General features: G+C 60.5%; 20 protein-coding genes, 1 tRNA gene and 1 pseudogene. 15 read left to right on the top strand and 7 right to left on the bottom strand.

Going from position 1 to position 24,690, the window contains the following annotated elements; genetic code table 11:
- Positions 1-38: 38 nt before the first annotated feature.
- The 3 genes from QMY55_RS04415 to oprZ are packed head-to-tail and all read left to right on the top strand — an operon-like array spanning position 39 to position 5,788.
- Entirely contained in the window at positions 39-1,250 is a 1,212-nt protein-coding gene (locus QMY55_RS04415) for a MexX/AxyX family multidrug efflux RND transporter periplasmic adaptor subunit (protein ID WP_054065465.1), read from the top strand.
- A 6-nt stretch (positions 1,251-1,256) separates the two neighbouring features.
- Complete coding sequence (locus QMY55_RS04410; protein WP_054065466.1) at positions 1,257-4,394, top strand: multidrug efflux RND transporter permease subunit; 3,138 nt, start codon at positions 1,257-1,259, stop codon at positions 4,392-4,394.
- Positions 4,391-5,788 carry a multidrug efflux RND transporter outer membrane subunit OprZ gene (gene oprZ / locus QMY55_RS04405; RefSeq protein WP_054065467.1) on the top strand — a complete coding sequence of 466 codons (1,398 nt, stop codon included), beginning with the start codon at positions 4,391-4,393 and terminating at the stop codon, positions 5,786-5,788. Before QMY55_RS04410 ends, oprZ begins: the two co-directional genes overlap by 4 nt.
- Before the next feature lie 72 nt (positions 5,789-5,860).
- Here the strand turns inward: oprZ and QMY55_RS04400 are convergent, their stop codons facing one another.
- Together QMY55_RS04400 and QMY55_RS04395 are read right to left on the bottom strand one after the other, a co-directional pair.
- A complete protein-coding gene (locus QMY55_RS04400; RefSeq protein WP_054065468.1) occupies positions 5,861-6,514 on the bottom strand; it encodes a helix-turn-helix transcriptional regulator in 654 nt (217 codons plus the stop codon).
- A 53-nt stretch (positions 6,515-6,567) separates the two neighbouring features.
- A pseudogene (locus QMY55_RS04395) lies at positions 6,568-7,281 on the bottom strand (TolC family protein); the annotation flags it as partial.
- Positions 7,282-7,370: 89 nt separating this feature from the next.
- Here QMY55_RS04395 and QMY55_RS04390 point away from each other — a divergent pair.
- From QMY55_RS04390 to QMY55_RS04370, 5 genes are all read left to right on the top strand, one after another.
- Positions 7,371-8,135 (top strand): IS6-like element IS6100 family transposase, encoded by a 765-nt coding sequence (locus QMY55_RS04390; protein WP_001389365.1) that lies wholly within the window; start codon positions 7,371-7,373, stop codon positions 8,133-8,135.
- Between the two features lie 90 nt (positions 8,136-8,225).
- Positions 8,226-8,642: a universal stress protein gene (locus tag QMY55_RS04385; protein WP_234687952.1), complete on the top strand. Its 417-nt coding sequence runs from the start codon at positions 8,226-8,228 to the stop codon at positions 8,640-8,642.
- A 16-nt stretch (positions 8,643-8,658) separates the two neighbouring features.
- Complete coding sequence (locus tag QMY55_RS04380; protein ID WP_011518936.1) at positions 8,659-8,994, top strand: TraR/DksA family transcriptional regulator; 336 nt, start codon at positions 8,659-8,661, stop codon at positions 8,992-8,994.
- A 1,034-nt stretch (positions 8,995-10,028) separates the two neighbouring features.
- Positions 10,029-10,853, top strand: a complete 825-nt coding sequence (locus QMY55_RS04375) for a hypothetical protein (protein ID WP_283487483.1) — start codon at positions 10,029-10,031, stop codon at positions 10,851-10,853.
- A gap of 348 nt (positions 10,854-11,201) precedes the next feature.
- A complete protein-coding gene (locus QMY55_RS04370) occupies positions 11,202-12,428 on the top strand; it encodes an IS256 family transposase (protein ID WP_283487482.1) in 1,227 nt (408 codons plus the stop codon).
- Positions 12,429-12,440: 12 nt separating this feature from the next.
- Here the strand turns inward: QMY55_RS04370 and QMY55_RS04365 are convergent, their stop codons facing one another.
- The gene (locus QMY55_RS04365; protein ID WP_283487480.1) at positions 12,441-13,295 is read right to left on the bottom strand and encodes a replication initiation protein; all 855 of its coding nucleotides are present in this window, start codon (positions 13,293-13,295) and stop codon (positions 12,441-12,443) included.
- A 73-nt stretch (positions 13,296-13,368) separates the two neighbouring features.
- The gene (locus QMY55_RS04360) at positions 13,369-13,584 is read right to left on the bottom strand and encodes a DNA-binding protein (RefSeq protein WP_283487478.1); all 216 of its coding nucleotides are present in this window, start codon (positions 13,582-13,584) and stop codon (positions 13,369-13,371) included.
- A 399-nt stretch (positions 13,585-13,983) separates the two neighbouring features.
- Here QMY55_RS04360 and QMY55_RS04355 point away from each other — a divergent pair, with 399 nt between their 5' ends.
- The 5 genes from QMY55_RS04355 to QMY55_RS24830 are packed head-to-tail and all read left to right on the top strand — an operon-like array spanning position 13,984 to position 19,487.
- Entirely contained in the window at positions 13,984-14,658 is a 675-nt protein-coding gene (locus tag QMY55_RS04355; protein WP_283487476.1) for a dUTP diphosphatase, read from the top strand.
- The gene (locus QMY55_RS04350; RefSeq protein ID WP_283487475.1) at positions 14,648-15,568 is read left to right on the top strand and encodes a phosphoribosyltransferase-like protein; all 921 of its coding nucleotides are present in this window, start codon (positions 14,648-14,650) and stop codon (positions 15,566-15,568) included. The genes QMY55_RS04355 and QMY55_RS04350 overlap by 11 nt, the downstream gene beginning before the upstream one ends.
- A gap of 1 nt (position 15,569) precedes the next feature.
- Entirely contained in the window at positions 15,570-17,450 is a 1,881-nt protein-coding gene (locus QMY55_RS04345) for an ORC-CDC6 family AAA ATPase (protein WP_283487474.1), read from the top strand.
- The gene (locus QMY55_RS04340; protein ID WP_283487473.1) at positions 17,443-18,414 is read left to right on the top strand and encodes a hypothetical protein; all 972 of its coding nucleotides are present in this window, start codon (positions 17,443-17,445) and stop codon (positions 18,412-18,414) included. The genes QMY55_RS04345 and QMY55_RS04340 overlap by 8 nt, the downstream gene beginning before the upstream one ends.
- Positions 18,414-19,487 carry a methyltransferase gene (locus QMY55_RS24830; RefSeq protein ID WP_407650614.1) on the top strand — a complete coding sequence of 358 codons (1,074 nt, stop codon included), beginning with the start codon at positions 18,414-18,416 and terminating at the stop codon, positions 19,485-19,487. Before QMY55_RS04340 ends, QMY55_RS24830 begins: the two co-directional genes overlap by 1 nt.
- Before the next feature lie 230 nt (positions 19,488-19,717).
- Here the strand turns inward: QMY55_RS24830 and QMY55_RS04335 are convergent, their stop codons facing one another.
- The 3 genes from QMY55_RS04335 to hrcA all read right to left on the bottom strand — a co-directional run bounded on the left by QMY55_RS04335 (position 19,718) and on the right by hrcA (position 22,015).
- Complete coding sequence (locus QMY55_RS04335) at positions 19,718-20,773, bottom strand: site-specific integrase (RefSeq protein ID WP_283487472.1); 1,056 nt, start codon at positions 20,771-20,773, stop codon at positions 19,718-19,720.
- A 105-nt stretch (positions 20,774-20,878) separates the two neighbouring features.
- Positions 20,879-20,955 (bottom strand) — tRNA-Ile (locus QMY55_RS04330).
- A 52-nt stretch (positions 20,956-21,007) separates the two neighbouring features.
- On the bottom strand, positions 21,008-22,015 hold the full coding sequence (gene hrcA, locus QMY55_RS04325) for a heat-inducible transcriptional repressor HrcA (protein WP_283487471.1): 1,008 nt from the start codon (positions 22,013-22,015) through the stop codon (positions 21,008-21,010).
- A gap of 29 nt (positions 22,016-22,044) precedes the next feature.
- Here hrcA and QMY55_RS04320 point away from each other — a divergent pair, with 29 nt between their 5' ends.
- Together QMY55_RS04320 and recN are read left to right on the top strand one after the other, a co-directional pair.
- A complete protein-coding gene (locus QMY55_RS04320; RefSeq protein ID WP_283487470.1) occupies positions 22,045-22,944 on the top strand; it encodes an NAD kinase in 900 nt (299 codons plus the stop codon).
- Positions 22,945-22,946: 2 nt separating this feature from the next.
- On the top strand, positions 22,947-24,689 hold the full coding sequence (gene recN, locus QMY55_RS04315; protein ID WP_283487469.1) for a DNA repair protein RecN: 1,743 nt from the start codon (positions 22,947-22,949) through the stop codon (positions 24,687-24,689).
- The last annotated feature ends 1 nt before the right edge of the window (position 24,690 follow it).

Genomic DNA, 24,690 nt, shown 5'->3' with positions numbered 1-24,690 from the left:
CCACGGCCCCCTGCGGCCACACCACGACAATTTTAAAAATGAAGCAAAGAGTCTCTCTACGCACGCTCGCCCTTTTATCCGTAGTAGTTCTTATTACTGGTTGCTCGAAGCCGGAAGCCCAGCAAGCCGCCCAGGAACCCGCCGAGGTCGGCGTCATCGTCGCGGCGGCCACGCCCACCAGCGTCGCCACCGAACTGCCGGGCCGGCTGGAACCCTATCGCGAGGCCGAGGTGCGCGCCCGCGTGGCGGGCATCGTCACCGCGCGCCTGTACGAGGAAGGCCAGGACGTGGCGCGCGGCGCCGCCCTGTTCCAGATCGATCCCGCCCCCTTGCAGGCCGCCTACGATTCCGAAGCCGCCAACCTGGCGCGGGCGCAGGCGAACCTGTCCGCCGCCGCCGACAAGCTGCGCCGCTACGCGGACCTGGTGTCGGACCGCGCCATCAGCGAACGCGACCACGCCGAAAGCGTGGCACAGGAACGCCAGGCCCGGGCCGAGGTCGCCCTGGCCCGCGCCAACCTGCAAAGCGCCAAGCTGAAGCTGGACTACGCCCGCGTCACCTCGCCCATCGACGGGCGGGCGCGGCGCGCGCTGGTGACGGAAGGCGCGCTGGTCGGCGAAGGCCAGGCCACGCCGCTGACGGTGGTGCAGCAGATCGATCCCATCTACGTGAACTTCGCGCAGCCCGCCGCCGAGGTGATGCAGCTGCAGAAGCAGATCCGCGCCGGCGCCCTGGAAAGCGTGGCGCCGGACCAGGTTCGGGTGCGGCTGCTGCTGCCTGACGGTTCCGAGTACGCGCGCGGCGGCACGCTGTCGTTTGCCGACCTGGCGGTCGATCCGGGCACGGACAACGTCACCATGCGGGCGCTGTTCGAGAACCCGGGCCGCGACCTGCTGCCGGGCATGTACGTGCGGGTGCGGCTGGAGCAGGCGATCAATCGCGACACCTACCTGGTTCCGCGCAACGCCCTGCTGCGCAACGCCGAAGGCGCGCACGTGCTGGCCGCCGGGCCGGACGGCGAACTGAAGAAGATCGCCGTCACGGCGCATCGGCTGCAGGGCGCCAACTGGATCGTCACGCAGGGACTGGCGGGCGGCGAGCGCATCGTCGTCGAGAACGCCGCGCACCTGGCCGCGGGCCAGAAAATCAAACCGGTGGAACGGGCCGCGCCCAGCGCGCAGGCCGCCGCCGCAGAAAATCCCGAGGCCGGCGTCCAGGCAAGGACGGCCGCCGAGGGCAAAAAAGGATAAACCGCAATGGCGCGTTTTTTTATCGATCGCCCGGTCTTCGCCTGGGTGATCTCGCTACTGATCGTGCTGGTCGGCATCCTGTCGATCCGCGCGTTGCCGGTGGCTCAGTATCCCGACATCGCTCCGCCGGTGGTCAACGTCGGCGCCAGCTATCCCGGCGCCTCGGCCAAGGTGGTCGAAGAGGCCGTCACCGCCATCATCGAACGCGAGATGAACGGCGCCCCGGGGCTGATGTACACCTCGTCCAGCAGCGATTCGACGGGCTGGGCCAGCATCAACCTGACCTTCAAGCAAGGCACCAATCCGGACCTGGCGGCCGTGGAAGTGCAGAACCGCCTGAAGGCGGTGGAGCCGCGCCTGCCCGAATCGGTGCGTCGCGACGGCGTGCGCGTGGAGAAGGCGGCCGACAACATCCAGCTGGTGGTGTCGCTGAAATCGGACGGCAGCCTGGACGACATCCAGCTGGGCGAGCTGGCCGCCTCCAACGTGCTGCAGGCCCTGCGCCGCGTGGAAGGCGTGGGCAAGGTGCAATCCTTCGGCGCCGAAGCCGCCATGCGCATCTGGCCCGATCCGGCCAAGCTGACGGCCATGTCCCTGACCCCGGGCGACATCGTCACGGCCCTGCGCAGCCATAACGCGCGGGTCACCATCGGCGAACTCGGCAACCAGGCCGTGCCCAAGGACGCCCCGCTGAACGCCAGCATCGTCGCCGGCGAATCCCTGCGCACGCCCGAGCAGTTCGGCAACATCCCGCTGCGCGCGCAGCCGGACGGCGCCACGCTGCGCCTGAAGGACGTGGCCCGGGTCGAGCTGGGCGGCACCGACTATATGTACCTGTCGCGCGTCAACGGCATGACCGGCACCGGCCTGGGCATCAAGCTGGCGCCCGGGTCGAACGCGGTGGAAACCACCAAGCGCATCCGCGCCACGATGCAGGAGCTGGCCCAGTACTTCCCGCCGGGGGTGACCTGGGACATTCCGTACGAGACCTCCACCTTCGTGGAGATCTCCATCAAGAAGGTGCTGATGACGCTGCTGGAAGCCGTGGCCCTGGTGTTCTGCGTGATGTACCTGTTCATGCAGAACTTCCGCGCCACGCTCATTCCGACGCTGGTCGTGCCCGTGGCCCTGCTGGGCACGCTGGGCGTGATGCTGGGCCTGGGCTATTCCATCAACGTGCTGACGATGTTCGGCATGGTGCTGGCCATCGGCATCCTGGTGGACGACGCCATCGTCGTGGTGGAGAACGTCGAGCGCATCATGGCCGAGGAAGGCCTGCCGCCGCGCGAGGCCACGGTGAAGGCCATGGGCCAGATCAGCGGCGCCATCGTGGGCATCACGGTGGTGCTGGTGTCGGTGTTCGTGCCCATGGCCTTCTTCGACGGCGCGGTGGGCAACATCTACCGCCAGTTCGCGGTGACGCTGGCCGTGTCGATCGCGTTCTCGGCCTTCCTGGCGCTGTCGCTGACGCCGGCGCTGTGCGCCAGCATGCTCAAGCCCATCGCCGCGGGCCACCACGAGAAGCGCGGCTTCTTCGGCTGGTTCAACCGGGCCTTCGCGCGCCTGACCACGCGCTATACGGCGCGGGTCTCGGGCGTGCTGGCGCGGCCAGTGCGCTTCGGCCTGGCCTACCTGGCGGTGATCGCCGCGGTGGCGCTGCTGTTCGCGCGCCTGCCCTCCTCCTTCCTGCCGGACGAGGACCAGGGCAGCTTCATGGCCATGGTCATCCTGCCCCAGGGCTCGCCGCAGGCCGAGACCATGGCGATGGTGAAGGAGGTCGAGCGCTACATGATGGAGCACGAGCCCGTCGCATACGTTTATTCGGTCAACGGCTTCAGCAACTACGGCAGCGGACCGAACTCGGCCATGTTCTTCGTCACGCTGAAGGACTGGAAGCAGCGCGGCGCCGCCGACCTGCACGTGAATGCGGTGGTCGAACGCATCAACGCCGCCTTCGCCGACCGCAAGAACGTCATGGTGCACGCGCTGAACTCGCCGCCGCTGCCCGACCTGGGCTCCACCTCCGGCTTCGACTTCCGCCTGCAGGACCGCGGCGGCCTGGGCTACGAGGCCCTGACCCAGGCCCGCCAGCAGCTGCTGGCGGCGGCGGCCAAGCATCCCGCGCTCACCGAGGTCGTCTTCGCCGGCCAGGAAGACGCCCCCCAGCTGCAGCTGTTCGTCGACCGCGACAAGGCCCAGGCCATGGGCGTGACGATCGACGAGATCAACACGGCGCTGGCGGTGATGTATGGATCGGACTACATCGGCGACTTCATGCTCAACGGCCAGGTGCGGCGCGTGACCGTGCAGGCCGACGGCAAGAGCCGCGTCAAGGTGGACGACGTGTCGCGCCTGCACGTGCGCAACCTGCAGGGCCAGATGGTGCCGCTGTCCGCCTTCGCCACCCTGACGTGGTCGATGGGGCCGCCGCAGCTCAACCGCTACAACGGCTTCCCTTCGTTCACGATCAACGGCTCGGCGGCGCCGGGTCACAGCAGCGGCGAAGCCATGCGCGCCATGGAAGCCCTGGCGGCCGACCTGCCGCGCGGCATCGGCTTCGACTGGTCGGGCCAGTCCTACGAGGAACGGCTGTCCGGCAACCAGGCGCCCGTGCTGTTCGCGCTGTCGGTGCTGGTGGTGTTCCTGGCGCTGGCCGCGCTGTATGAAAGCTGGTCCATCCCGCTGGCGGTGATCCTGGTGGTGCCGCTGGGCGTGATCGGCGCGGTGCTGGGGGTGACGTTGCGCGGCATGCCCAACGACATCTACTTCAAGGTCGGCCTCATCGCCACCATCGGGCTGTCGGCCAAGAACGCGATCCTGATCGTGGAAGTGGCCAAGGACCTGGTGCGCGACGGCCAGGGCATCGTGTCCGCCACCCTGGAGGCGGCAAGGCTGCGGCTGCGCCCCATCGTGATGACCTCGCTGGCCTTCGGCGTGGGCGTGCTGCCCCTGGCGCTGGCCACCGGCGCGGCCTCGGGCGCCCAGGCCGCGATCGGCACGGGCGTGCTGGGCGGCATCATCACCGCGACGGTGCTGGCCATCTTCCTGGTGCCGCTGTTCTTTCTCATCGTGGGCCGCGTGCTGGGCACGCGCGTCCGCCCCTTGCGTCCGCAAGGCCGCGAAACGCTGGAGACCTCGCCATGAAGGCTATGGCAATGACCCTGCTTGCGCTGGCCCTGGCCGGCTGCTCGCTGGCCCCCAAGTACGAACGCCCGGCCGCGCCGGTCCCGCAGGCCTATGACACGCCCGCCGCCGAAGGCCTGGCGGCCATGCCGCAGGATTGGCGCGGCTACTTCAACGACCCGGCGCTGCAAGCCTGGATCGAAGCCGCGCTGAAGAACAACCGCAACCTGCGGGTGGCGGCGCTCCGCATCCAGGAAGCGCGCGCGCTCTATGGCGTGCAACAGGCCGACCGCCTGCCGTCCATCGACGGCGTGGGCGAGTACAGCCGCGGCCGCGACGCCGAACCCGGCCAGCCGCGCATGCCCGTGGCGGACCGCTACCGCGCCGCCGTCGGCATTTCCGCGTTCGAGCTGGATTTCTTCGGCCGCGTGAAAAGCCTGAGCGACGCCGCCTTGTCGCGCTACCTGGCCAGCGAGGAGGCGCACCGCGCCGCCACGCTGTCGCTGGTCTCGGAAACGGCGACGGCCTATTTCAACCAGCGCTCGCTGGCCGAGCAGTTGCGCCTGACCGAGAGCACCCTGGCGGTGCGCGAGGCCTCGCTCAAACTCACGCAGCGCCGCTATGACGCTGGATTGGAAACGGCCGTGGGACTGCGCACCGCGCAGATGCTGGTGGAGTCGTCGCGCGCCACGCACGCCGAGCTGAGCCGCGAGTACCGCCAGGCCGTGCATACGCTGGGCCTGCTGGCGGGCGACTTTTCCCTGCCGCCCGACGCCGACGCCGTCACGCTGGAAAGCCAAAGCCTGACGCCGCTGGCGGCCGGCCTGCCGTCCACGCTGCTGGTCCGGCGCCCGGACCTGCGCCAAGCCGAAGACACGCTGCGCGCCGCCAACGCCGACATCGGCGCGGCGCGCGCGGCGTTCTTTCCGTCGGTGCAGCTGACGACGGACATCGGCACCACCGCCGGCAGCTTCTCGGACCTGTTCGGTTCAGGCACGGGCACCTGGAGCTTCGTGCCCAAGCTGACGCTGCCCATCTTCAACGCCGGGCGCAACAGCGCCAACCTGTCGCTGGCCGAAACGCGCAAGGACATCGCGGTGGCGCAGTACGAAGGCAGCATCCAGCAAGCCTTCCGCGAAGTGGCCGACGCCCTGTCCGCGCGCGACACGCTGCGCGCCCAGATCGACGCCCAGCGCAAGGTCCGCGACGCCGACCGCGACCGCCAGCGCCTGACCGAAAGACGCTACGAACGCGGCGTGGCCAGCTACCTGGAAATGCTGGAAGCGCAGCGCAGCCTGTTCGAATCCGAGCAGGAGTTCATCCGGCTGCAACAGCGCCGGCTGGTCAATGCGGTGGAGTTGTACAAGGCCTTGGGAGGCTGGGAACAGGCGGACCCGCCGGGCATTTCCGGTTGATGCGCTGGCGGGCTACGCGCGCCGCAGGCCGGAATTCCTGTTCCGGCCTTTCGACGCGGCCCCATCCCGCCGTCAGCTTTTCTCGATGCGATAGGCGCAGCGGCGCGCGCCCGCAAGGATATGCTCTTCGCGCCGCACCTGGACCTCGTCGCCCAGCACCTTGTGGAAGAGTTCCAGCTCGCTGCGGCAAAAGCCCATACAGGCTTTGGCCGCGGAGCAGATCGGGCAATGGTTCTCGATGAAGAGATAGTCCTTGCCGTCCTTGCGCAGCTCGGCCATGTAGCCTTCCGCGGACCGCACTTCCACCAGCCGCTCCAGCCTTTCCTTGAGGCTGCGGGCGCCTTGCATGGCCTGGCGGTAGCCGTTCAGCATGGCCGTCTCGCGCGCCTGGATCAGCTTTTCGACGCCATCCTCGCCGAACACCTGGCGGATGGCGCCTATCATCTGCACCGTCATTTCGGCATGCGTGTCCGGAAAGCGCCCATGCCCCGCTTCCGTCAGGAACCAGATCTGCGTAGGCCGGCCCCGGCCCGCGCTCTGGCTTTCCGAATCTACCAATCCCTCGGCATGCAGGCGGGCCATCTGCTGGCGCACGGCCTCGGCCGTCACGTCCATGGCCTTGGCGATGACCGCGACCGATTGCGGGCCGCGCGTCTTCAGGGTCATGAGCACGCGGTCCGCCGGTTGATGCTGCCAGGCGACGGGATGGGACGGGCTGTCGGACATGGATGTGGGGTCTCCGGATAGGTGCCTATGGTGCCACGAACCGCGCCTGGCGGTCAGCCGGCGGCCGCTTGCGGCGCCGCCTCGGGCGCTTCCCAGCCGCCGCCCAGCGCCTTGTACAGCGCGATCAGGCGGGTATAGGACTCGGTCTCGGCGACGGCCACGGCGTCCTGGGCGCGCAAAAGCGTACGCTGCGCGTCCAGCACCGTCAAATACGGCGCGCTGCCTTCGCGGTAGCGCAGCTGCGCCAGCTCCGCCGCCCTGCCGCTATGCACGGCGGCCTGCGCCAGGCTGCCCAACCGCTGCTGCGTCTGACCGTATTCCGTCAGCGCCGACTCCAGCTCCTCGACCGCGCGCAGCACGGTCTGCTCGTAGCTGGCGACGGCGCCATCGGAGCGCGCCACCGCGCCGCGCTTGCGCGCCAGTGCCGTCGGCAGGTGGAAGGCGGGCCAATTGGCATTGGCCGCGACGCTGAAGGCGCGGCTGGCCGACGAACCGAAATCCGCGCCGCGCAAGGCGACGAAGCCCAGGAAGCCGCCCAGGTCTATGCGCGGGTACAGCTCGGCGGTCGCCACCCCCACGTCGGCGTTGGCGGCGGCCATGTTGCGTTCGGCCGCCAGCACGTCGGGGCGGCGCGACAGCAAGGCGCTCACGTCGCCGATCGGCAGACGGGTGTCCAGCGGCGGCAGCACCCTGTCCCCGTCCAGTTCGCCCAGCTCCACCGGCCGCAGGCCCGCCAGCACCGCGATCCGGTACTGCGCCAGCCGCCGGGCGGCGATCTGCACCGGCACGCTGGCCGGCTCTGTTGCAAAAATCGTGAAGCTTGAGCATGCTTGGCGGAGATTGGACGGACGGAACGATGACGGATTTCAAGTGGCGCCATTTCCAGGGTGATGTGATCCTGTGGGCGGTGCGCTGGTATTGTCGCTATCCGATCAGCTATCGCGACCTTGAGGAAATGCTGGCGGAACGCGGCATTTCGGTCGACCATACGACGATCTATCGCTGGGTCCAGTGCTACGCCCCGGAGATGGAGAAGCGGCTGCGCTGGTTCTGGCGGCGTGGCTTTGATCCGAGCTGGCGCCTGGATGAAACCTACGTCAAGGTGCGGGGCAAGTGGACCTACCTGTACCGGGCAGTCGACAAGCGGGGCGACACGATCGATTTCTACCTGTCGCCGACCCGCAGCGCCAAGGCAGCGAAGCGGTTCCTGGGCAAGGCCCTGCGAGGCCTGAAGCACTGGGAAAAGCCTGCCACGCTCAATACCGACAAAGCGCCGAGCTATGGTGCAGCGATCACCGAATTGAAGCGCGAAGGAAAGCTGGACCGGGAGACGGCCCACCGGCAGGTGAAGTATCTCAATAACGTGATCGAGGCCGATCACGGAAAGCTCAAGATACTGATCAAGCCGGTGCGCGGTTTCAAATCGATCCCCACGGCCTATGCCACGATCAAGGGATTCGAAGTCATGCGAGCCCTGCGCAAAGGACAGGCTCGCCCCTGGTGCCTGCAGCCCGGCATCAGGGGCGAGGTGCGCCTTGTGGAGAGAGCTTTTGGCATTGGGCCCTCGGCGCTGACGGAGGCCATGGGCATGCTCAACCACCATTTCGCAGCAGCCGCCTGATCGGCGCAGAGCGACAGCCTACCTCTGACTGCCGCCAATCTTTGCAACAGAGCCACACAGCGCGACTTGGGCCGCAATGTGGAACAGGTAGTGCGGTCCCTGCACAAACCGATCCTGACCGTGACCGAAGGCTTCAAAGAGCCGCAGCGCGTGATGATCGCCTTCGACGGTAGTACCGTGACCCGGCGTGGCGTCGAAATGGTCGCAGGCAGCCCGCTGTTCCGTGGCTTGCCAATCACCCTGCTGATGTCGGGAAAGGAAAGCCAGGACGCACCCAAGCAGCTTGATTGGGCCAAGACCACCTTGGAGGCCTCTGGCTTCAATGTGACCGCCTCGCTGATCCCCGGCGATGCGGAAAACATCATCGCCAAGACGGTCAAGGAGCAGTCCATCGACATGCTCATCATGGGCGCATTCGGTCACTCGCCGCTGCGCACTTTGATGTTCGGCAGCAAGACCGCTGACCTGCTGCGTTCCTCGACCGTCCCCACGCTTCTACTGCGATAGCGAAGGAGTCGCCTCAATGGACATGGAACAGTTCCGCGCTCGACTGCTGATCGAGCAAAGGGAAACCGTTGAGGCAATCCAGCAGGCTCAACAGTCCGCCGCGCCGGTCGAGCTGGATCAATCCTGTGTCGGTAGGGTGTCGCGTATCGACGCCCTCCAACAGCAGGCTCTCGCCCAAGGATTGCGGGAGCGGCTGACCATTCGCAAGCGCAAGGTCGAAGCTGCGCTGGCCCGCCTCGACTCTGGCACCTATGGGCTGTGCTGCGCCTGTCACAGTGATTTGGAGCCGGAACTGTTGAACGCCGATCCTGCTGTTGTGTTCTGCCAGGAATGCGCGACAGCGCGTCAATGACAAAGCCGTATTGATGCCCAACGGCGGAGCCGTTTTGCCTTAACGTGCTTTATTTTCCGTTTTCTGAGGCGACCCCTTACACCGCAAGTTCACTGCAGTTTCACTGCAAATTCACTGCCCCAACAGGACGTCATGACATGTGCTCGAAATGGAGCACATTGCGGCTTGCATGTGCCACTCACTAACTCAATGATTTACAAAGAAAAATCATTGAAAACAACCTGCAACGTGGCACGTTCTTTATGTTCCACTAAGCAGCGAAGTTCGTTCAGTTGAGTTGCCGCAGTGTCCAAGACACTCCATCGAATATCGACCACGTTCCGCAATGCAGTCGGGATCAGCAAAACATCAGCAACTCTCAATAGGGCATCAGCAAAACATAAGCAAAAGATCAGCAAGCTCTAAAGAGTTGACCTCAGGATGCGCTTAAGGACGCGCATTTCCACTTTCCCCTCAGGCCATCCATTGGGCAGACCCGCACCGGCCAAGGCCTGGAAAAAATCCAAGTAACGCCAGCGTCCAAAAAGCAGAGGCCAGTTTTTCCAAGCGGAGCGTGGGCGGATGGCCAGCCCCAGCAGTTGCTCGATAAAGCCCATGCATAACTGTCTATCCACAGGTCACGCTAGGTAAAAAGAAGGTAATAAGAAGGTAAAGGGCAAAAAAGTGTCAAAAAAACCAATGGTGACAATACCTTGCAGACACCCTGCGCGATGCTATGCGGATAAAGCGCGACGCTATGCAGATGAAGAGCGATGCTATGCGGAAAGGGGCGCGACGCTATGCGGATGTTCTGAGCAACTTCAGTACCTAAACTGAATCGACCAGAGTTCTGTAGTCCAGCGTGTTGAATGAATTGGCCAGCCGCCATCTGAATGTCATCTGCAGTTGGGTCTCTTCATGATGAATTCGTTTGCCAGTTGCAGGAGCGTCAAGATGCCTAACGGTCGGCCGAAGTCGCGACAATTGTGGCAAAAGCGGATGCCTGTCTACGGCATGCACGCACTATCGAAAGACAACCACGGGAGGGTGCTCACATGAGCCACAAGCTAGATTTGCTCGGCAATGCGATGGACAGCCTGGAAGAGGCGCTGAAGAAGTTTCAAGAAGGAGACGAAGGTGACCATAAGGCCTACAAGTTCTGCGTGCTCCACATGGCGCACTTCATTGAGCTGATCTTCAAGCACCACATTACCGAGAAGCACCCGCTGCTAATTTACGCCAACCCTTTCGCGGCAAAGATAGACCCAGCGACTGCTAAGACCATCGGCCTATGGGAGGCGGTCAACTTCATCAATAACGAAGAAAAGGACGCCGTTGCAGGAGATTTCAGAAAGGATTTGGAGTGGCTAAAGAAATTGCGGAACGACATCGAGCACCACAAGTTCGAGATGGACGTGCCTACCGCTCGGATCGCCATCGGCCGTCTTTTCCGCTCTGTTCTGGAATTCCTCGACTACTACGGGGTCGTAGACGTTGAGAAGCGAATCCCGGAAGAGACCAAAGCGATCTTCTCGGTTCTCTCCGATGAGTACCAGTTCAAGCTGCACGATGCCCTCAAGACCGCAGATGAAGTCGAGAAGGCGAACCCTACCGATCCAATGGATCCTGAAATCGATCCTGTTCGCATGGATTGCGAGGAGTGCGGTAACCACACGATGGTGGTCAATAAAGAATCTGGAACGGGCTATCGCTGTACGTTCTGCGATAACGAATATGGAGATGAATTGCCTGCCAACTGCACAATCTGCGGCGCGCACATGACATCCGGCGACCTAGAAACTTGGAGTGACGAACACGGAGTTGAGTACCGCTGCTATTACTGCTCAGGCCGCTATGCAGCAGACCGGGATCGGGGCTAGAAAAAGCCACAAGAGAGGGTTGAGCGTCTCCATTGTTGAGGCACCCCCGGGTGGTATGAGTTCAATATCCGCGCCCCGTCCGAAGCAGTCATCCTTAAAGGGTTGATGCCGACTACTGTTGGCTGAACTTCTACAGCTGAACTCAGTAGGTCACGACCAGCAAACCGATCCATCTTAACCAGGACAAGCGCTGAATCCGGCAGGGATACGTTGCTCGATGCTAGGAGCGACGCTATGCGGAGACAGCCATCCAGAGCGATAGTTGTTGCTTGCCCTTGGGAGGGTGTGCAGAATTTTGTGTAAACGGACAATCAACCGCCGGCGCAAGCCGGCCTGTCCGTAAGCACAATGAGCATCAAGAAACACGACGTACCCGAAGAACTGCTGTCTGGCCTGCTGGCCAACTACAAGAAGCCCGAAGACCTCATCGGCGAGAACGGCCTGCTCAAGCAGTTGACCAAGCTGCTGGTGGAGCGAGCCCTAGACGCCGAACTGACCGAGCATCTGGGCCACGAACGCAACGAAGCGGTAGCCAACACCACTGGCAACACCCGCAATGGCAAGAGCAAGAAGACCCTCAAGGGCGATTTCGGCGAGTTGCCCATCGAGGTGCCACGTGACCGCCATGGCAGCTTCGAGCCCCAGCTCATCCCCAAGCACCAGACCCGCTGGGCCGGCTTCGACGACAAAATCATCTCGCTGTACGCCCGCGGCATGACGGTGCGCGAGATACAGGCCCACCTGGAGGAGATGTACGGCACCGAGGTCTCGCCCAGCCTGATTTCCTCGGTGACCGACGCCGTGGCCGATGAGGTCAAGACCTGGCAAGCCCGCCCGCTCGATGCAATCTACCCCATCGTCTATCTGGACTGCATCCATGTGAAGGTGCGCGAGGGCGCTGTGCGGGTCAAGGCGGTGTACTTGGCCATCGGCATCACCATGACGGGTGACAAGGAGGTGCTGGGCCTGTGGCTGGCGCAAACCGAGGGTGCCAAGTTCTGGCTGCAGGTCGTCACCGAACTTCGCAACCGGGGCGTGCAGGACATCTTCATCGCCTGCGTCGACGGGCTCAAAGGCTTCCCCGACGCCATTGAGGCGGTATTCCCCAAGGCGGTGGTGCAACTGTGCATCGTGCACATGGTGCGCCACAGCCTGAACTACGTCTCGTGGAAGCGTCGCAAAGAAGTGGCCGCCGACCTGCGACGCATCTACACGGCAACCACCGCCGAGGAGGCCGAGCTGATGCTCGGTGAATTCGAGGCCCGCTGGGATGCCGAGTACCAACCCATCGGCCAGTCCTGGCGCAGGAACTGGAGCCGGCTGATTCCGTTCTTTGACTACCCACCCGAAATCCGCAAGGTCATCTACACCACCAACGCCATCGAGTCGGTCAACATGAGCCTGAGGAAGCTGACCAAGAACCGGGGCTCGTTCCCCAGTGACGAAGCGCTGACCAAACTGTTCTATCTGGCCCTGCGCAACATCAGTCAGAAGTGGACCATGCCCATCCGGGATTGGAAGGCTGCGCTGACCCGCTTTACCATTCAGTTCGGAGACCGCATCTCCGTCAATTGAAGTCCGAACCGTTTACACAAAAATTCGGACACGCCCGCCCTTGGTACTCATCTCGATTTTGCTATTGACAACGATGCTCAAACGCTCAAGTTCCTGGCACGCACGCACGAGTGCCTTCTTGAAATCTCGCATCCGCCCCTGATACTGCATTTTTTCCTTGAGCCGTTCAAGCGAATAGCGTTGTATGGGGTCACTAGAGGTTGCTACAAGCCGCTGAAGAGCCTTAGCCATATCTTGCCCCCTAGCTATTTGCTTTCGTTTCTGCCAGTCCAGAAGGGCATACTCGTCGTTGCCAAACAGTACTGCCCACCGCGAATCCAACGTGAAGGTATAGCTCTTTGTGACGGGGTCATAGCAAAAGCTCTGAACAATGTGAAACGCATCAGCTTTTCCCACTCGGTACTTCCTGTTGCCGTCCGATCTCCTTGCTTCAACGATGAGTGTTGCCTTGGTTAGCGCTTTCATCCGCCTCATGAGCCACTGGTACTGGCTCACGCTTGTTTGCCTGCCCATTGCACGCAGAAAAGCTGCACGATTAAGCTTCATTGGCAAGCCCAACGGTTGATTTTTGGCCTCGAAGAATAGCTGCAACGCAATATCCGCATCAGCTTCATCAAGCTGCTCTCCCGAATAGCTCATGACAGCATCTGCGCGCGTTACAAGCTGCGCCTCGGTGAGCTGCTCTCGCCGCCCTCTAGCTAGAGGGGCAAAGAGTGACGATCTTGCTATCTGATTCGGCATTGCTCGCCTGAGATCATCCATGCCACGAAGAAACAATTCAACGGGCTTACGAGCTACTTGTGGCGGCTCTGTATAAGCCTGTGCCTCGTATACACGCTGTTTAAGCCACTCGAAGGAATCTTCCATACGCGACTACCGCTGCAACGCCTCAATTTGCGGCGCGTCAACGAGTTCTGACATCAACATGCCGAAACCCAGATCAGTTCATTGAATCAATGATGGCTGCGATCTGCGCAGTGTCGAAATAAACGCGTCGCCCGAATTTTTTGCGTGCGGCATTGACCTGACTTGCCCATACGGCATTGCTACGCAAACTGATACGCAGGCCATCGGGTGAACGGTGAAGTTCTTGAGCCAAATGCACCAATGTCATCAAGGTGCCGTACTTGCTGATTAGGGCTTGTTCTTTTGTCATGTTCTTACTCCACAAACAACCGAAACACATCGGGTATGAGCGGAGTTTGAGCAAATGAACTGATCAGCGGAAGTATGGTGAATATAGTAAAAATGAGACAGAAACCCTTAACATGTTGTCATATATATGTTTTTTAAAAATTCTTTTACTTCACCACCTGTGAGAACGGCTTAGATATCTTGGAAATCACGACAGCGGCTAACTAAGCACCGACCTGCCTGATCTACACCAGTGTCAGCTTCAGGCAGCTAATTGCAGCCATTCGCTGCATGCTTCGCGGTCGGGGCCGCTATCGACTGAAGCGGCAGTAGAGAAGCCCGTCGAGATCTGGTATCGCCCAGGGGCTTCATAGCTCGGTTCCCACTTAGAATGCCCTGGACAAATATTAGGCTTAACGATATGAATGGTGTAGACGACGTCATTTTCAAGAGCAGGCTGCAGTCCATGCTCGAGCTTCAGGATGGCATCAATAGCAAGATTCGTCCCGACTGGCGCAACGCGAACAACGCTTGGTTCCGGGCGATTTGGACGGAATGTGCGGAGCTCGTGGACCACATCGGCTGGAAGTGGTGGAAGCATCAATCGCCAGACATCCTTCAGGTCCACTTGGAGCTGGTCGACATCTTTCACTTCGGGTTGAGCGAGCTTCTGCAGCAGCACGGGACGCCGAACGCGGCAACAACGCAGCTCCTCAGTGCCTACGTCGTCTACGGAAAGCGCAGCGGTGCAGGCGTTGACGACTCCACGGCACGCATCACTCTGGTGGAAGCTTTTGCGACGTTCGTCTTGACGACGAGGCGCTTCGACCTAGCTGGGTTCTGCGAGCTCGCCAGTGCCGTCGGCCTAGAAGAGCAAACCCTCTACGAGATGTACGTCGGGAAGAACGTGCTCAACGCGTTCCGGCAGGACCATGGTTACAAGGCGGGCACGTACATCAAGACCTGGGACGGCCGCGAGGACAACGTGTGGTTGGTTGAGTTCGCGGCGGGCTTGGACAAGAACCCGACCACCTTCGCAGTCGAGCTCTACGGTCAGCTTTCAAAGAAGTATGCCGAGGTAATGCGTGACCGTTGAGTTACCACCTACGGTTGCCGAGAACTGGAAGTTCTTTGTTAACGCGCAGCTGTGGCCTCGTGCAGCCCGTTTTGACCCCAAGGGCTGGCTCACGAACTTCGATGAGGCTGACCAAAAATACGCAATCCGCTTGTTGGAGGGCTTCACCTACTTCGCGGATGAGCTGATTGAGGCATTGTTCCAGGCGGCCTTCCAGAACCTCTCGCAGCTCGTAGTTCAGAATAAAAACAACTACTTCTCCGCCAGCACCCAGTGGACCCAGTTCCTAGAGTCGGTCATTGTCGTTCGCGCCGAGGGCAACTACAGCAGCGACGCTGACAGCGGCTTCATCTTCACCAGGCTGGCGCGCAACAAGCTTGGTGTGCAGGAAGAGCAGCTTCTTTCGCCGGCGAAGGCACTGGAGAAGCTGCGGGCAACACCGCGCGGAAATGTCGTCTTTGTGGACGACTTCGTAGGTTCGGGTGAGCAGTTCCAGGACACCTGGACCAAGAATCACTGGCTGTCTGGCTTCGCCTCCGCGTCATTCAACTCGCTGGTCAGCGCTATCGGCTCAGGCACTGTGGGATTTTATTACTGTCCACTGATTTGCACCGAGCGCGGCCGTAAGCACATCTCGGACAACTGTCCTTGGGTGAAGGTAGTACCAGCCCACGTACTGCCAGAAACCTACAGCGCCTTGTCTGTTAACTCCGTGATATGGCGGGATGACATGCAAGAGGATGGCCCACTCTTCGTCAAACGCGCAAGCGAGAGGGCGGGTATCCCCTTTCGCGAGGGACAAGAAGGCTGTTGGACGGGCTACCGAGGGCTTGGCTTGGCGCTTGCCTTCGAGCATGGGTGGCCAGACGCGGTGCTGCCTATCTTCACACACCAAAAGAATGGCTGGAAGCCGCTTCTGAAGCAGAGATAACATGACAAGCCAGAACGGGTCTATCGATAAGCTGAGTACGGTGCTTGGCCTATACAAGGCTGAATGGCTTCGTGAGCAGCTGTTCGATTTATTTTCGGTGCCGGGGTACTTCGACTTACTGAAGACGAACCGCCCTTGTGTACTTATTGGAGGACGGGGCACGGGGAAGACGACTGTCCTGCAGGGACTCTCGTATCAAGGTCAATTCGCCTTAGCTAAATCTAACAAGGAGGTCATCGACACTTGGCAGTTCTTTGGCCTCTACCACCGCGTCAACACCAACCGCGTGACGGCCTTCCGGGGACCGGAGCTGTCTGAAGAAAGGTGGCGCGCTTGCTTTGCCCACTATCTAAACTTGGTGTTCTGCATGCAGCTCCTGGAGTTTGCCTGCTGGTACGAACTTCAGACGGGTCGAGATCTGTCACTGGCCCCGAACGAATTAGCCGCGTTCCGAGCGACCCTAAACCTCAAGTCCACTGGCCGCCTCGCTGACTTGGCCCAGGAAGTCAGGCTTCAGATGTTGGTGTTTGAAGCATCTATCAACAGCATCATAGATTCGCCACCGACCTTCCTGTCAATGCAGGGCACGCCAGTTGACACGCTTGCCTCCGCGCTACTCGGTACGAAGGAGTTGGCAGGCAAGCAGTTCTATTTTCTCATCGACGAATTTGAAAACTTTGAGGATTATCAGCAGCGCATCCTCAACACCATCATCAAGCACTCGCAGAGCGCCTACACATTTAAGGTCGGTGTGCGAGAGCTTGGATGGCGAGAGCGATCAACGTTGAATGAGAACGAGCAGTTGACCTCTCCGGCTGACTACGCACGCATCTCCATCGCGGAGATGCTGACGGAATCTCGCTTCAAATCGTTCGCTGAGGGCGTTCTGTCGGCGCGATACCAGGGAGCAGTTGAGGGAACTGCCGTTGTTGCAGATTTCCCTTCACTGTTTCCTAAGCTGGATGAACTCAATGAGGCCGCGCGCCTGATTGACAAGGGTCAAGAAGCTCGGGTTCGCAAGGCGATTGCAGCAGCCAGCTCTCCAGAGCAGCTCGAGGCTGCCAAGGCGCTTCCGATTGGCGTTCAGTATTTTTTGGACTATTGGGCGAGTTCTCACAAGGGAACGACTACGCTGTCCGACGAGATTGATGGGTGGCTTTCGGAAAAATCTTCCAGCAAGGACCGTTTCAACAACCACTTTCATGCGTCACTGTTCGCTATTCGCAACGGCAAGCGGGGCATCCGAAAGTACTACAGTGGCTGGGATGTTTACCTGGCGCTCTGTGAAGGCAACATCCGCTACCTTCTTGAGCTGGTGCACTCAGCGCTTCTCCTTCACGACGAAGAAGGTGGCGAGCCGCTATTGCCCATCAGCCCCGAAGTTCAGACCCGAGCTGCCCAAGCAGTCGGGCGGAAGAACCTATCCGAGCTGGAGGGTCTCAGCGTCGACGGCGCGCGGTTAACGAAGCTACTTTTAAGCCTCGGCCGGGTCTTTGGCGTTCTGGCTGAGTCGCCAGCTGGACACACGCCTGAGGCGAACCAGTTCCACCTCCGCGAGGAGCAGGAGTCCGATAGTGACGGGAAGGCAATGGACCTGCTCAAGCATTCGGTGATGCATTTGGCGTTGGTCAGGTATGCCGGCAGCAAGTTACTGGACGAGCGGGACACCAAGGCCTACGACTACATGATTCACCCCATCTTTGCGCCCTTCTTTGTCTTCAGCCACCGAAAGAAACGAAAAATTCTGCTGTCGACGGCGAACCTGTTGAGCTTGGTGGACAAGCCTAGAGAGGGCATCGAAGCCGTCTTAAAGCTCAACCACAGGGAGTCTGAAGCAGACCTTCCCGATCAGATGCAGTTGTTCGGTGATTTCTATGCGTGAGTTGAAGCGCGAGCCGATTCTTACTGACACCTTCGAGTCGGTCAACCTGTTTACGCCCGTGCCTGGAAGCGTGTACATCTATCGCGTCAGCAGTGAAGACCGCAGCGGTCACACCGGACAATGGCAACAGAGCTGCAAGGATGTTCAGTTCATCGAGGTCACCACTGAATCCGTCTCTGGTTTCCAGATTTCTGGAGGCGAGGAGGAATTCTTCCTGCGGAGCGCCGCATCGCTTTCGAGGCTGCTTGCTCCATTGGGAACCGGTCGAGTCCTCTATGTCGACATCACCGGCCTAAGCCATCCGACCTGGGCTGCGCTCATCCGGGCAGCCATCGCCGCAAGGATGGAGGTGCGTGCTGTCTATGTGGAACCGTATCGGTACAAGCGAAGTGCAGCACCGCTTGAAGGCCAAATCTACGACCTCAGTGCACGCATCGCAGGTATCGCGCCAATGCCGGGCTTCGCAACAATTTCCACAACGGAGGAATCAGTCTTTGTGCCTCTGCTGGGGTTCGAAGGTGCAAGGTTTCGTCATGTCATCGAGCAAGTGCAGCCAAGCAACGAGCGGATGGTGCCAGTGGTGGGCATCCCAGGCTTCAAACCCTGGTACGTCTTCGAAGCCTACATGGGGAACAGGGCGGCGCTAGAGGAAACGAGCGCCTGGCACCACATTGAGTTCGTGCCGGCGAACTGCCCCTTCAGTTGCTTCTACCTTCTGCAGGAATTGGCTCAGTACCATCCCAACTCCACGTTGAAGGTTGCCATGATTGGCACGAAGCCACACGCACTGGGGGCGGTGATGTTCGCGTTGACGTCACCGAATCGCATTGAGCTCATCTATGACAACCCGATTCGTAAGGAGGGCCGAACTGACGGCCTAGATAGGCTCTTGGTCTATCACGTTGGCGCCATCACCGCAGGCGCGGGCGGCAACTCAATGACGACCGGAGTGGGGCGGTACTAATGGACCGCTTCTACACATCGCCCGAACTTGCCGATGCACTGGTTGGCCTCGCAACGTTGCATCGTCGTACGCTTACGATTGCCGACTTTGCATGTGGCGAAGGCAGCCTGTTGCTGGCCGCCGAGCGGCGCTGGCCAGCGGCTTTGATGATCGCCAATGACGTCTCCGCAGCATCGGTGGGCAGCCTGCGGAAGAGCCGGCCGAAGTGGCGGACAGCATGTTCGGACTTCCTGAACCCACGCTCTGTACGGTCGTCTTCGCTCCGGAATCACCTTACAGGCGTCGACCTGGTCCTGCTGAACCCTCCGTTCTCGCGTAGAAACCGACAGACTTTCGAGGTTGCGTTTGGAGATGAGATATTTCACGCCAGCATTGCAATGGCGTTTGTCGTCAACAGCATTCCGTTCCTGAGGACGGATGGCGCCATCTTGGCAGTTCTACCTGACGGATGTCTGGTGAGTAAACATGATGAGCCTGTGTGGAGGGCTCTGCACAAGCAGTTCAAAGTCGAGGTGATTCGCGACAACGCTCGGTCTGCATTCCAGGGCGTAAGGGCACGCACATGCCTAGTTCGTATGACGAAGTTGAGCATACCTTTGGCTGCCTCCGAGCATGTTGCCAGCCCACCAACGCTTGCGATTGTGCGCGGCTGCGTTCAGATGCACTCCCGCAAAGTAGTCTCGTCCCGAGCAGGAAAACCGTTGGTCCACACGAACCACTTGCAGAATGGCGCCGTAACGAGCTCCGGGGTGTATGTCGTGGGGGCGGTCCTTACTGGTCCAGCTCTCCTCTTCCCTCGCGTCGGGCTCGTCACGCCGGGTAAGTTGTGCGTGCTCGGCAAAGGTCGACGAGTGACCTTGTCGGACTGTGTTCTTGGCGTGGCTTGCGAGTCGGAGACCGAGGTTGAGTTGTTAAGGCAAATGGTGCTCGCCGACTGGCCTACTTTTGCGTCTGCCTATCGAGGAACGGGCGCGCCATATATCACGCTTGAACGTGCGTCGAGGGTACTATTCAACATCTCGACAGGCGGTCGACTACTTCAGACCGAGGCTTCGAGAGAAGAATTGGCATAGTCCTTCGATGCCTGATTTCATTGCGCGAACCAGACGATTGATATGCGCTCGCATTATTCGAACTAAACGACAAATCTAAGCGCTTGATCTCCATACGCGATGAGGCGAAGCTGTTGATGGCAAGCGCCCGCTCCCGACGGTGAAACCTCACCTAAAAAGCAAACAACTCAACCAGCAGCAATCGTTGCAAAGCGCTATCTAGACAAGTTGTGCTCAGCTCCAAAATGCCGTCAATCGAGTAAGTTTGATTCACTTCTCTTGTCCAGCTTCGCAACCAAATCTTCTGCCCTTAAGTGGGTATAGCGCTTCAGCATCTGCATGGATTTGTGCCCACTGATCGCAGACACCTCTTGATCGCTGAAACCTTGCTCAACTAGACGGCTTACAGCCTCATGGCGAAGATCGTGAAAGTGAAGGTCACGGAACCCTTTCTTCGTCAAAATTTGGCGCCAAACTCGATCATATTGCCATGGTCTTCTCTGACCATCCCGGCCAGGTTCTCCAAAAAATATAAGACGGGTATCGTCAGGACGAACAGGGTTAGAAATAGCCTCTTGCATCACTTCGGTAGCCCGCCGACTGAGAGGAACGGTTCGTGGCTCACCATTTTTAGTGTCAAGCAGTCTGACGATACGCCGCTCCATGTCCACGTGCTCTAGCTTTAATGAAGTTATTTCGGATCGGCGCATTCCAGTCTCAATAGCCAGCTCCACAATCCACTTCAACATGGGATTGCTATGTGCTGCCACTGCGGCAAACAATCGAGCTTCTTCACCAGCATCCAAACGCCGGTCGCGGGCAGCGCCAGGAGTAGGCTTCCTAATCAAGCGCACCGGGTTGTAAACGAGCCCTACACCCCATTCACGCATAGCCACAGCGTACAGATGGCCTAACAGCGCTAAGTCAAGCCGCACTGTGTTGGCAGCCTTGCCATCAGCCAAACGCTGATCACGGAATTTAGCTACCAGCTCGGGCGTCACTGCACTCATGGAGTACGCCCCAAAGAACTTCGTCAAGGCAGCAAGATGCGATCGCTCACCGAGCTGGGTGTAATGCTTTTTGGTGGGAGTGACTTCAGCCGCATAGCGCTCCAGAGCCTGGACCAACGTCATGCGATCGGCGGACTGTCTACGAATGTACAAGCCGCGCACCATTTCATCCTCAGTCGTGCGAGCCCAATCATCGGCATCTCGCTTGACGCGGAAAGTCTTGATGGTGGTGGGAAAGCCGCGCTTGCGGATGATGGCCTTCCAGGTGCCAGAGGGGGTTTTGATGATGCTTGCCATGAGGTGCCTTCGGTTCAATGTACCGAAACTGTTACCTCAGGGGCTATGGTGAATAGCCTTCGCTACAACAGTGCAAGCCTAATCTGTTGTTTCCATTAGAAAAAATGGTAGGGCGTGGCGGACTTGAACCGACGACCAAAGGATTATGAGTCCTCTGCTCTAACCAACTGAGCTAACGCCCCAACACTGACAACAGCCATGGCTGCCGACAGAAAAACTCCACCATTGTAGGGCCTAACGCTTGTGACTTAGAGCATTACTCACCAGTTTGGATGTGATATCGACAATCTGGATCATCTTGTCGTAGTGCATGCGCGTGGGTCCGATCACACCCAGCGTGCCCACCACCTGCCCATCGAGCTCATAGGGCGCGCTGACGACCGAGAGGTCCTCGAACGGCACAGTCTGGCTTTCACCGCCAATGTAGATGCGCACGCCATCGGCCTGATTGGAAAAATCCAGCAGCCGCAGAATCTGGGTTTTCTGCTCGAACAGATCGAAGGCTCGGCGCAGATTGCCCATGTCGCTGGAGAAATCGCTGACGGACAGCAGATTGCGCTCGCCAGCGATGACCACATCCTCCTGTTCGTTGCCGCTCATGACCTCTGCGCCCACATTAACGGCAGCCTGCATAAGGCTGGCCACTTCTCCGCGCAACTGCTCGACCTCGGTCTTCAGGCGCACGCGAACCTCCTCCATGGTCAGTCCTGCATAGTGGCGGTTAAGGAAGTTGGAGGCTTCGATGAGCTGCGAGGAGCCGTAATCCACATCCGTGAAGATCACCCGGTTCTGCACATCTCCCTCGGGCGAAACAATGATGACCAGAAAGCGCCGCTCGGACAGTCTTACAAACTCGATATGCTTGAAGACGGAACTGCGGCGCGGCACCATGACCACGCCCACAAACTGGGAGAGGTTGGAGAGCAGATTGGCCGCATTGGCAATGACCTTCTGCGGCTGCTCGGGCACCAGATCCGGCGTTACAAGGTTCGCCCGGTCCACGGTGAGCATGGTGTCCACAAACAGGCGATAACCTCTGGCTGTGGGCACCCGGCCCGCCGAGGTATGGGGACTGATGATCAGCCCCATTTCTTCCAGGTCGGCCATCACATTGCGTATGGTGGCAGGCGACAATTCAAGCCCGGATGCACGTGAGAGTGTGCGCGAGCCGACTGGTTGACCGTCAGCGATATAACGCTCGATCAGCGCTTTGAGCAATAACTTGGCACGTTCGTCGAGCATGATTTCATTTTAATGATGTAATTTCCCAGATGACATCCACGTTTCGCCATATTGCCTTGATAGGCAAGTACCACACCCCTTCTGCAGCGGCTCCGTCGGCTGAGTCGAGCGCGTCGCTGCAGCGCATTGCCGCCCATGTGCGCAGCCTGGGTTGTGAAGTGATTCTGGATACCCAATCCGCCATTTATGCAGGCATGACCGACTACCCCAGCATGGACGTGGACGGGCTGGGCAAGCATTGCGACCTGGGTCTGGTCGTGGGCGGAGACGGCACCATGCTGGGTGTCAGCCGCCATCTTGCGCGCTATGGCACGCCGCTGGTGGGCATCAACCAGGGTCGCCTGGGCTTTGTGACCGATATCGCACTCGATGATTTCGAGTCTTCCATCTCCTCCATCCTGCAGGGCGAGTACGAAGAAGATGAGCGCCCGCTGATGCATGCGCGCGTCATGCGCGACGATGTCTGCGTCTTCGAGGCCCAGGCCATGAACGATGTGGTGGTCAATCGCGGCTCCACCTCCGGCATGGTGGAGCTACGTATCGAAGTCGGCGGTCATTTCGTCTCCAACCAGCGCGCCGACGGCCTGATCGTGGCGACACCCACAGGCTCCACCGCCTATGCATTGTCCGCAGGCGGCCCCATGCTGCACCCATCCATCCCGGCCTGGGTCATGGTGCCGATTGCGCCGCACAACCTCTCCAACCGCCCCATCGTGCTTTCGGACGCGCAGGAAATCACGATCGAAGTTGTTGGCGGTCGCGGTGACGTCAGTGCCAATTTCGATATGCAGTCGCTGGCATCGCTGCAGCATGGTGACCGGATTCTGGTCAAGCGAGCCGACCACAGCGTGCACTTTCTGCATCCCAAGGGCTGGAATTACTTTGCCACGCTGCGCAAAAAGCTGGGCTGGAACGAGGGAGGTTCCTGATCATGGCCTTGAAGCGCATCGTCCTGAGGGACTTTGTGATCGTGCAGTCGCTGGATCTGGACTGGCAGGCAGGTTTCACGGTGCTGACCGGCGAGACCGGGGCCGGCAAATCCATCATGCTCGACGCCTTGCAACTGGTGCTGGGTGCACGCGCCGACGCTCAGGTTGTGCGTGAAGGCTGCAACCAGGCAGACATCTGCGCGGCATTTGACTGCCCCGCTTCATTGCAGACCTGGCTGGAAGAGGCCGGCTTTGCGCAAGAGCCTGAATTGCTGCTGCGCCGCGTGATCGACAACCAGGGCCGCAGCCGTGCCTGGATCAACGGCACCCCGGCTACGGCCACCCAGTTGCGCCAGCTCGGCGATCAGCTGATCGACATCCATGGCCAGCATGCCTGGCAAAGCCTGACACGCCCCGATGCGGCGCGCGCCATGCTGGACACCTACGGAAGCATAGACACCAGCGGCCTCAAAACACTGTGGTCCAACTGGCGCTCGGCCAGCCAGGCACTGGAGCAGGCCCTGGCAGCCCAGGACAATCTGCAGCGCGAGCGTGAACGCCTGCAATGGCAGATTTCCGAGCTGGACAAACTCGCCCCGCGCGACGATGAGTGGGAGGAGCTCAACGCGCAGCACACGCGACTGTCCCATGCGCAGACCTTGATGGACAGCGCCCAGACCTGCCTGCAGTTGCTGGAGGATGACGATGCCGGTGCGGCTACGCCATTGGGCAGAGCTCACCACATGCTTCAGGATCAGGAACATCTGGAGCCGGAATTCAAGGACATCGCCGATGTGTTGGGCTCCTGCGTGGCCCAGCTGCATGATGCTCGCCATTCACTGCAGGCCTATTTGCGCCGCGCAGACCTGGACCCGGAACAACTGGCCGATCTGGATCAGCGCCTGTCGCTCTGGATGCAGCTGGCACGCCGCTACAAGCGCACACCGCAGGAGCTGCCTAGTCTGCTGCAGGGCTGGAAGCAGGAGCTGCGCCAGTTGGATGCTGCCGTGGATGTGGATGGTCTGCGCGCTACGGAGCAAGCGGCCTTGCAGCGCTTTCAGACCGAAGCGCGTCAGGTCTCTCAGCAACGCAGCCTGGCCGCCCCGCGCCTGTCGCGTGCCATCACGCAATCCATGCAAAGCCTGGGCATGAAAGGCGGTCGCTTCGAAGTTCAGCTGGAATCCTCCCAGACCAACAGCCCTGCAGGCACGGACAATGTGACTTTTCTGGTCGCAGGCCATACTGGCGCAACCCCCAAACCGATTGCCAAGGTGGCATCGGGTGGCGAGCTGTCTCGCATCTCGCTGGCAATTGCCGTCACGACCAGTGAACTGGGCCAAGCCGGCACGCTGATTTTTGACGAGGTGGATTCCGGCGTCGGCGGAGCCGTTGCAGAGACGGTGGGTCGCCTCATGCGCTCGCTGGGTGTATCTCGCCAGGTGCTGGCCGTGACCCATCTGCCCCAGGTGGCGGCCTATGCCGACCAGCATTACCGCGTCACCAAGCGTCCCAAGTCCAACACCACGATCAGCAGCGTGGACCCCCTGGAAGGCGCGGAGCGCGAAATGGAAATGGCTCGCATGCTGGGCGGAGAGCACCTGTCCGAAGCGACCATGGCACATGCCAGAGAAATGCTGGGCATGGCAAGATTGACGTCCACCCCCCATCTGAATACGCCCGGCCTCCGGGACAACAAATCGACGACTGCGGCCCGCAAAACGGGCAGCAGAGTCAGAGGAGTCTGAA

It is taken from the genome of Comamonas resistens (assembly GCF_030064165.1).
Lineage (GTDB): Bacteria > Pseudomonadota > Gammaproteobacteria > Burkholderiales > Burkholderiaceae_C > Comamonas > Comamonas resistens.
This window is presented reverse-complemented; position numbering and strand designations above follow the sequence as displayed.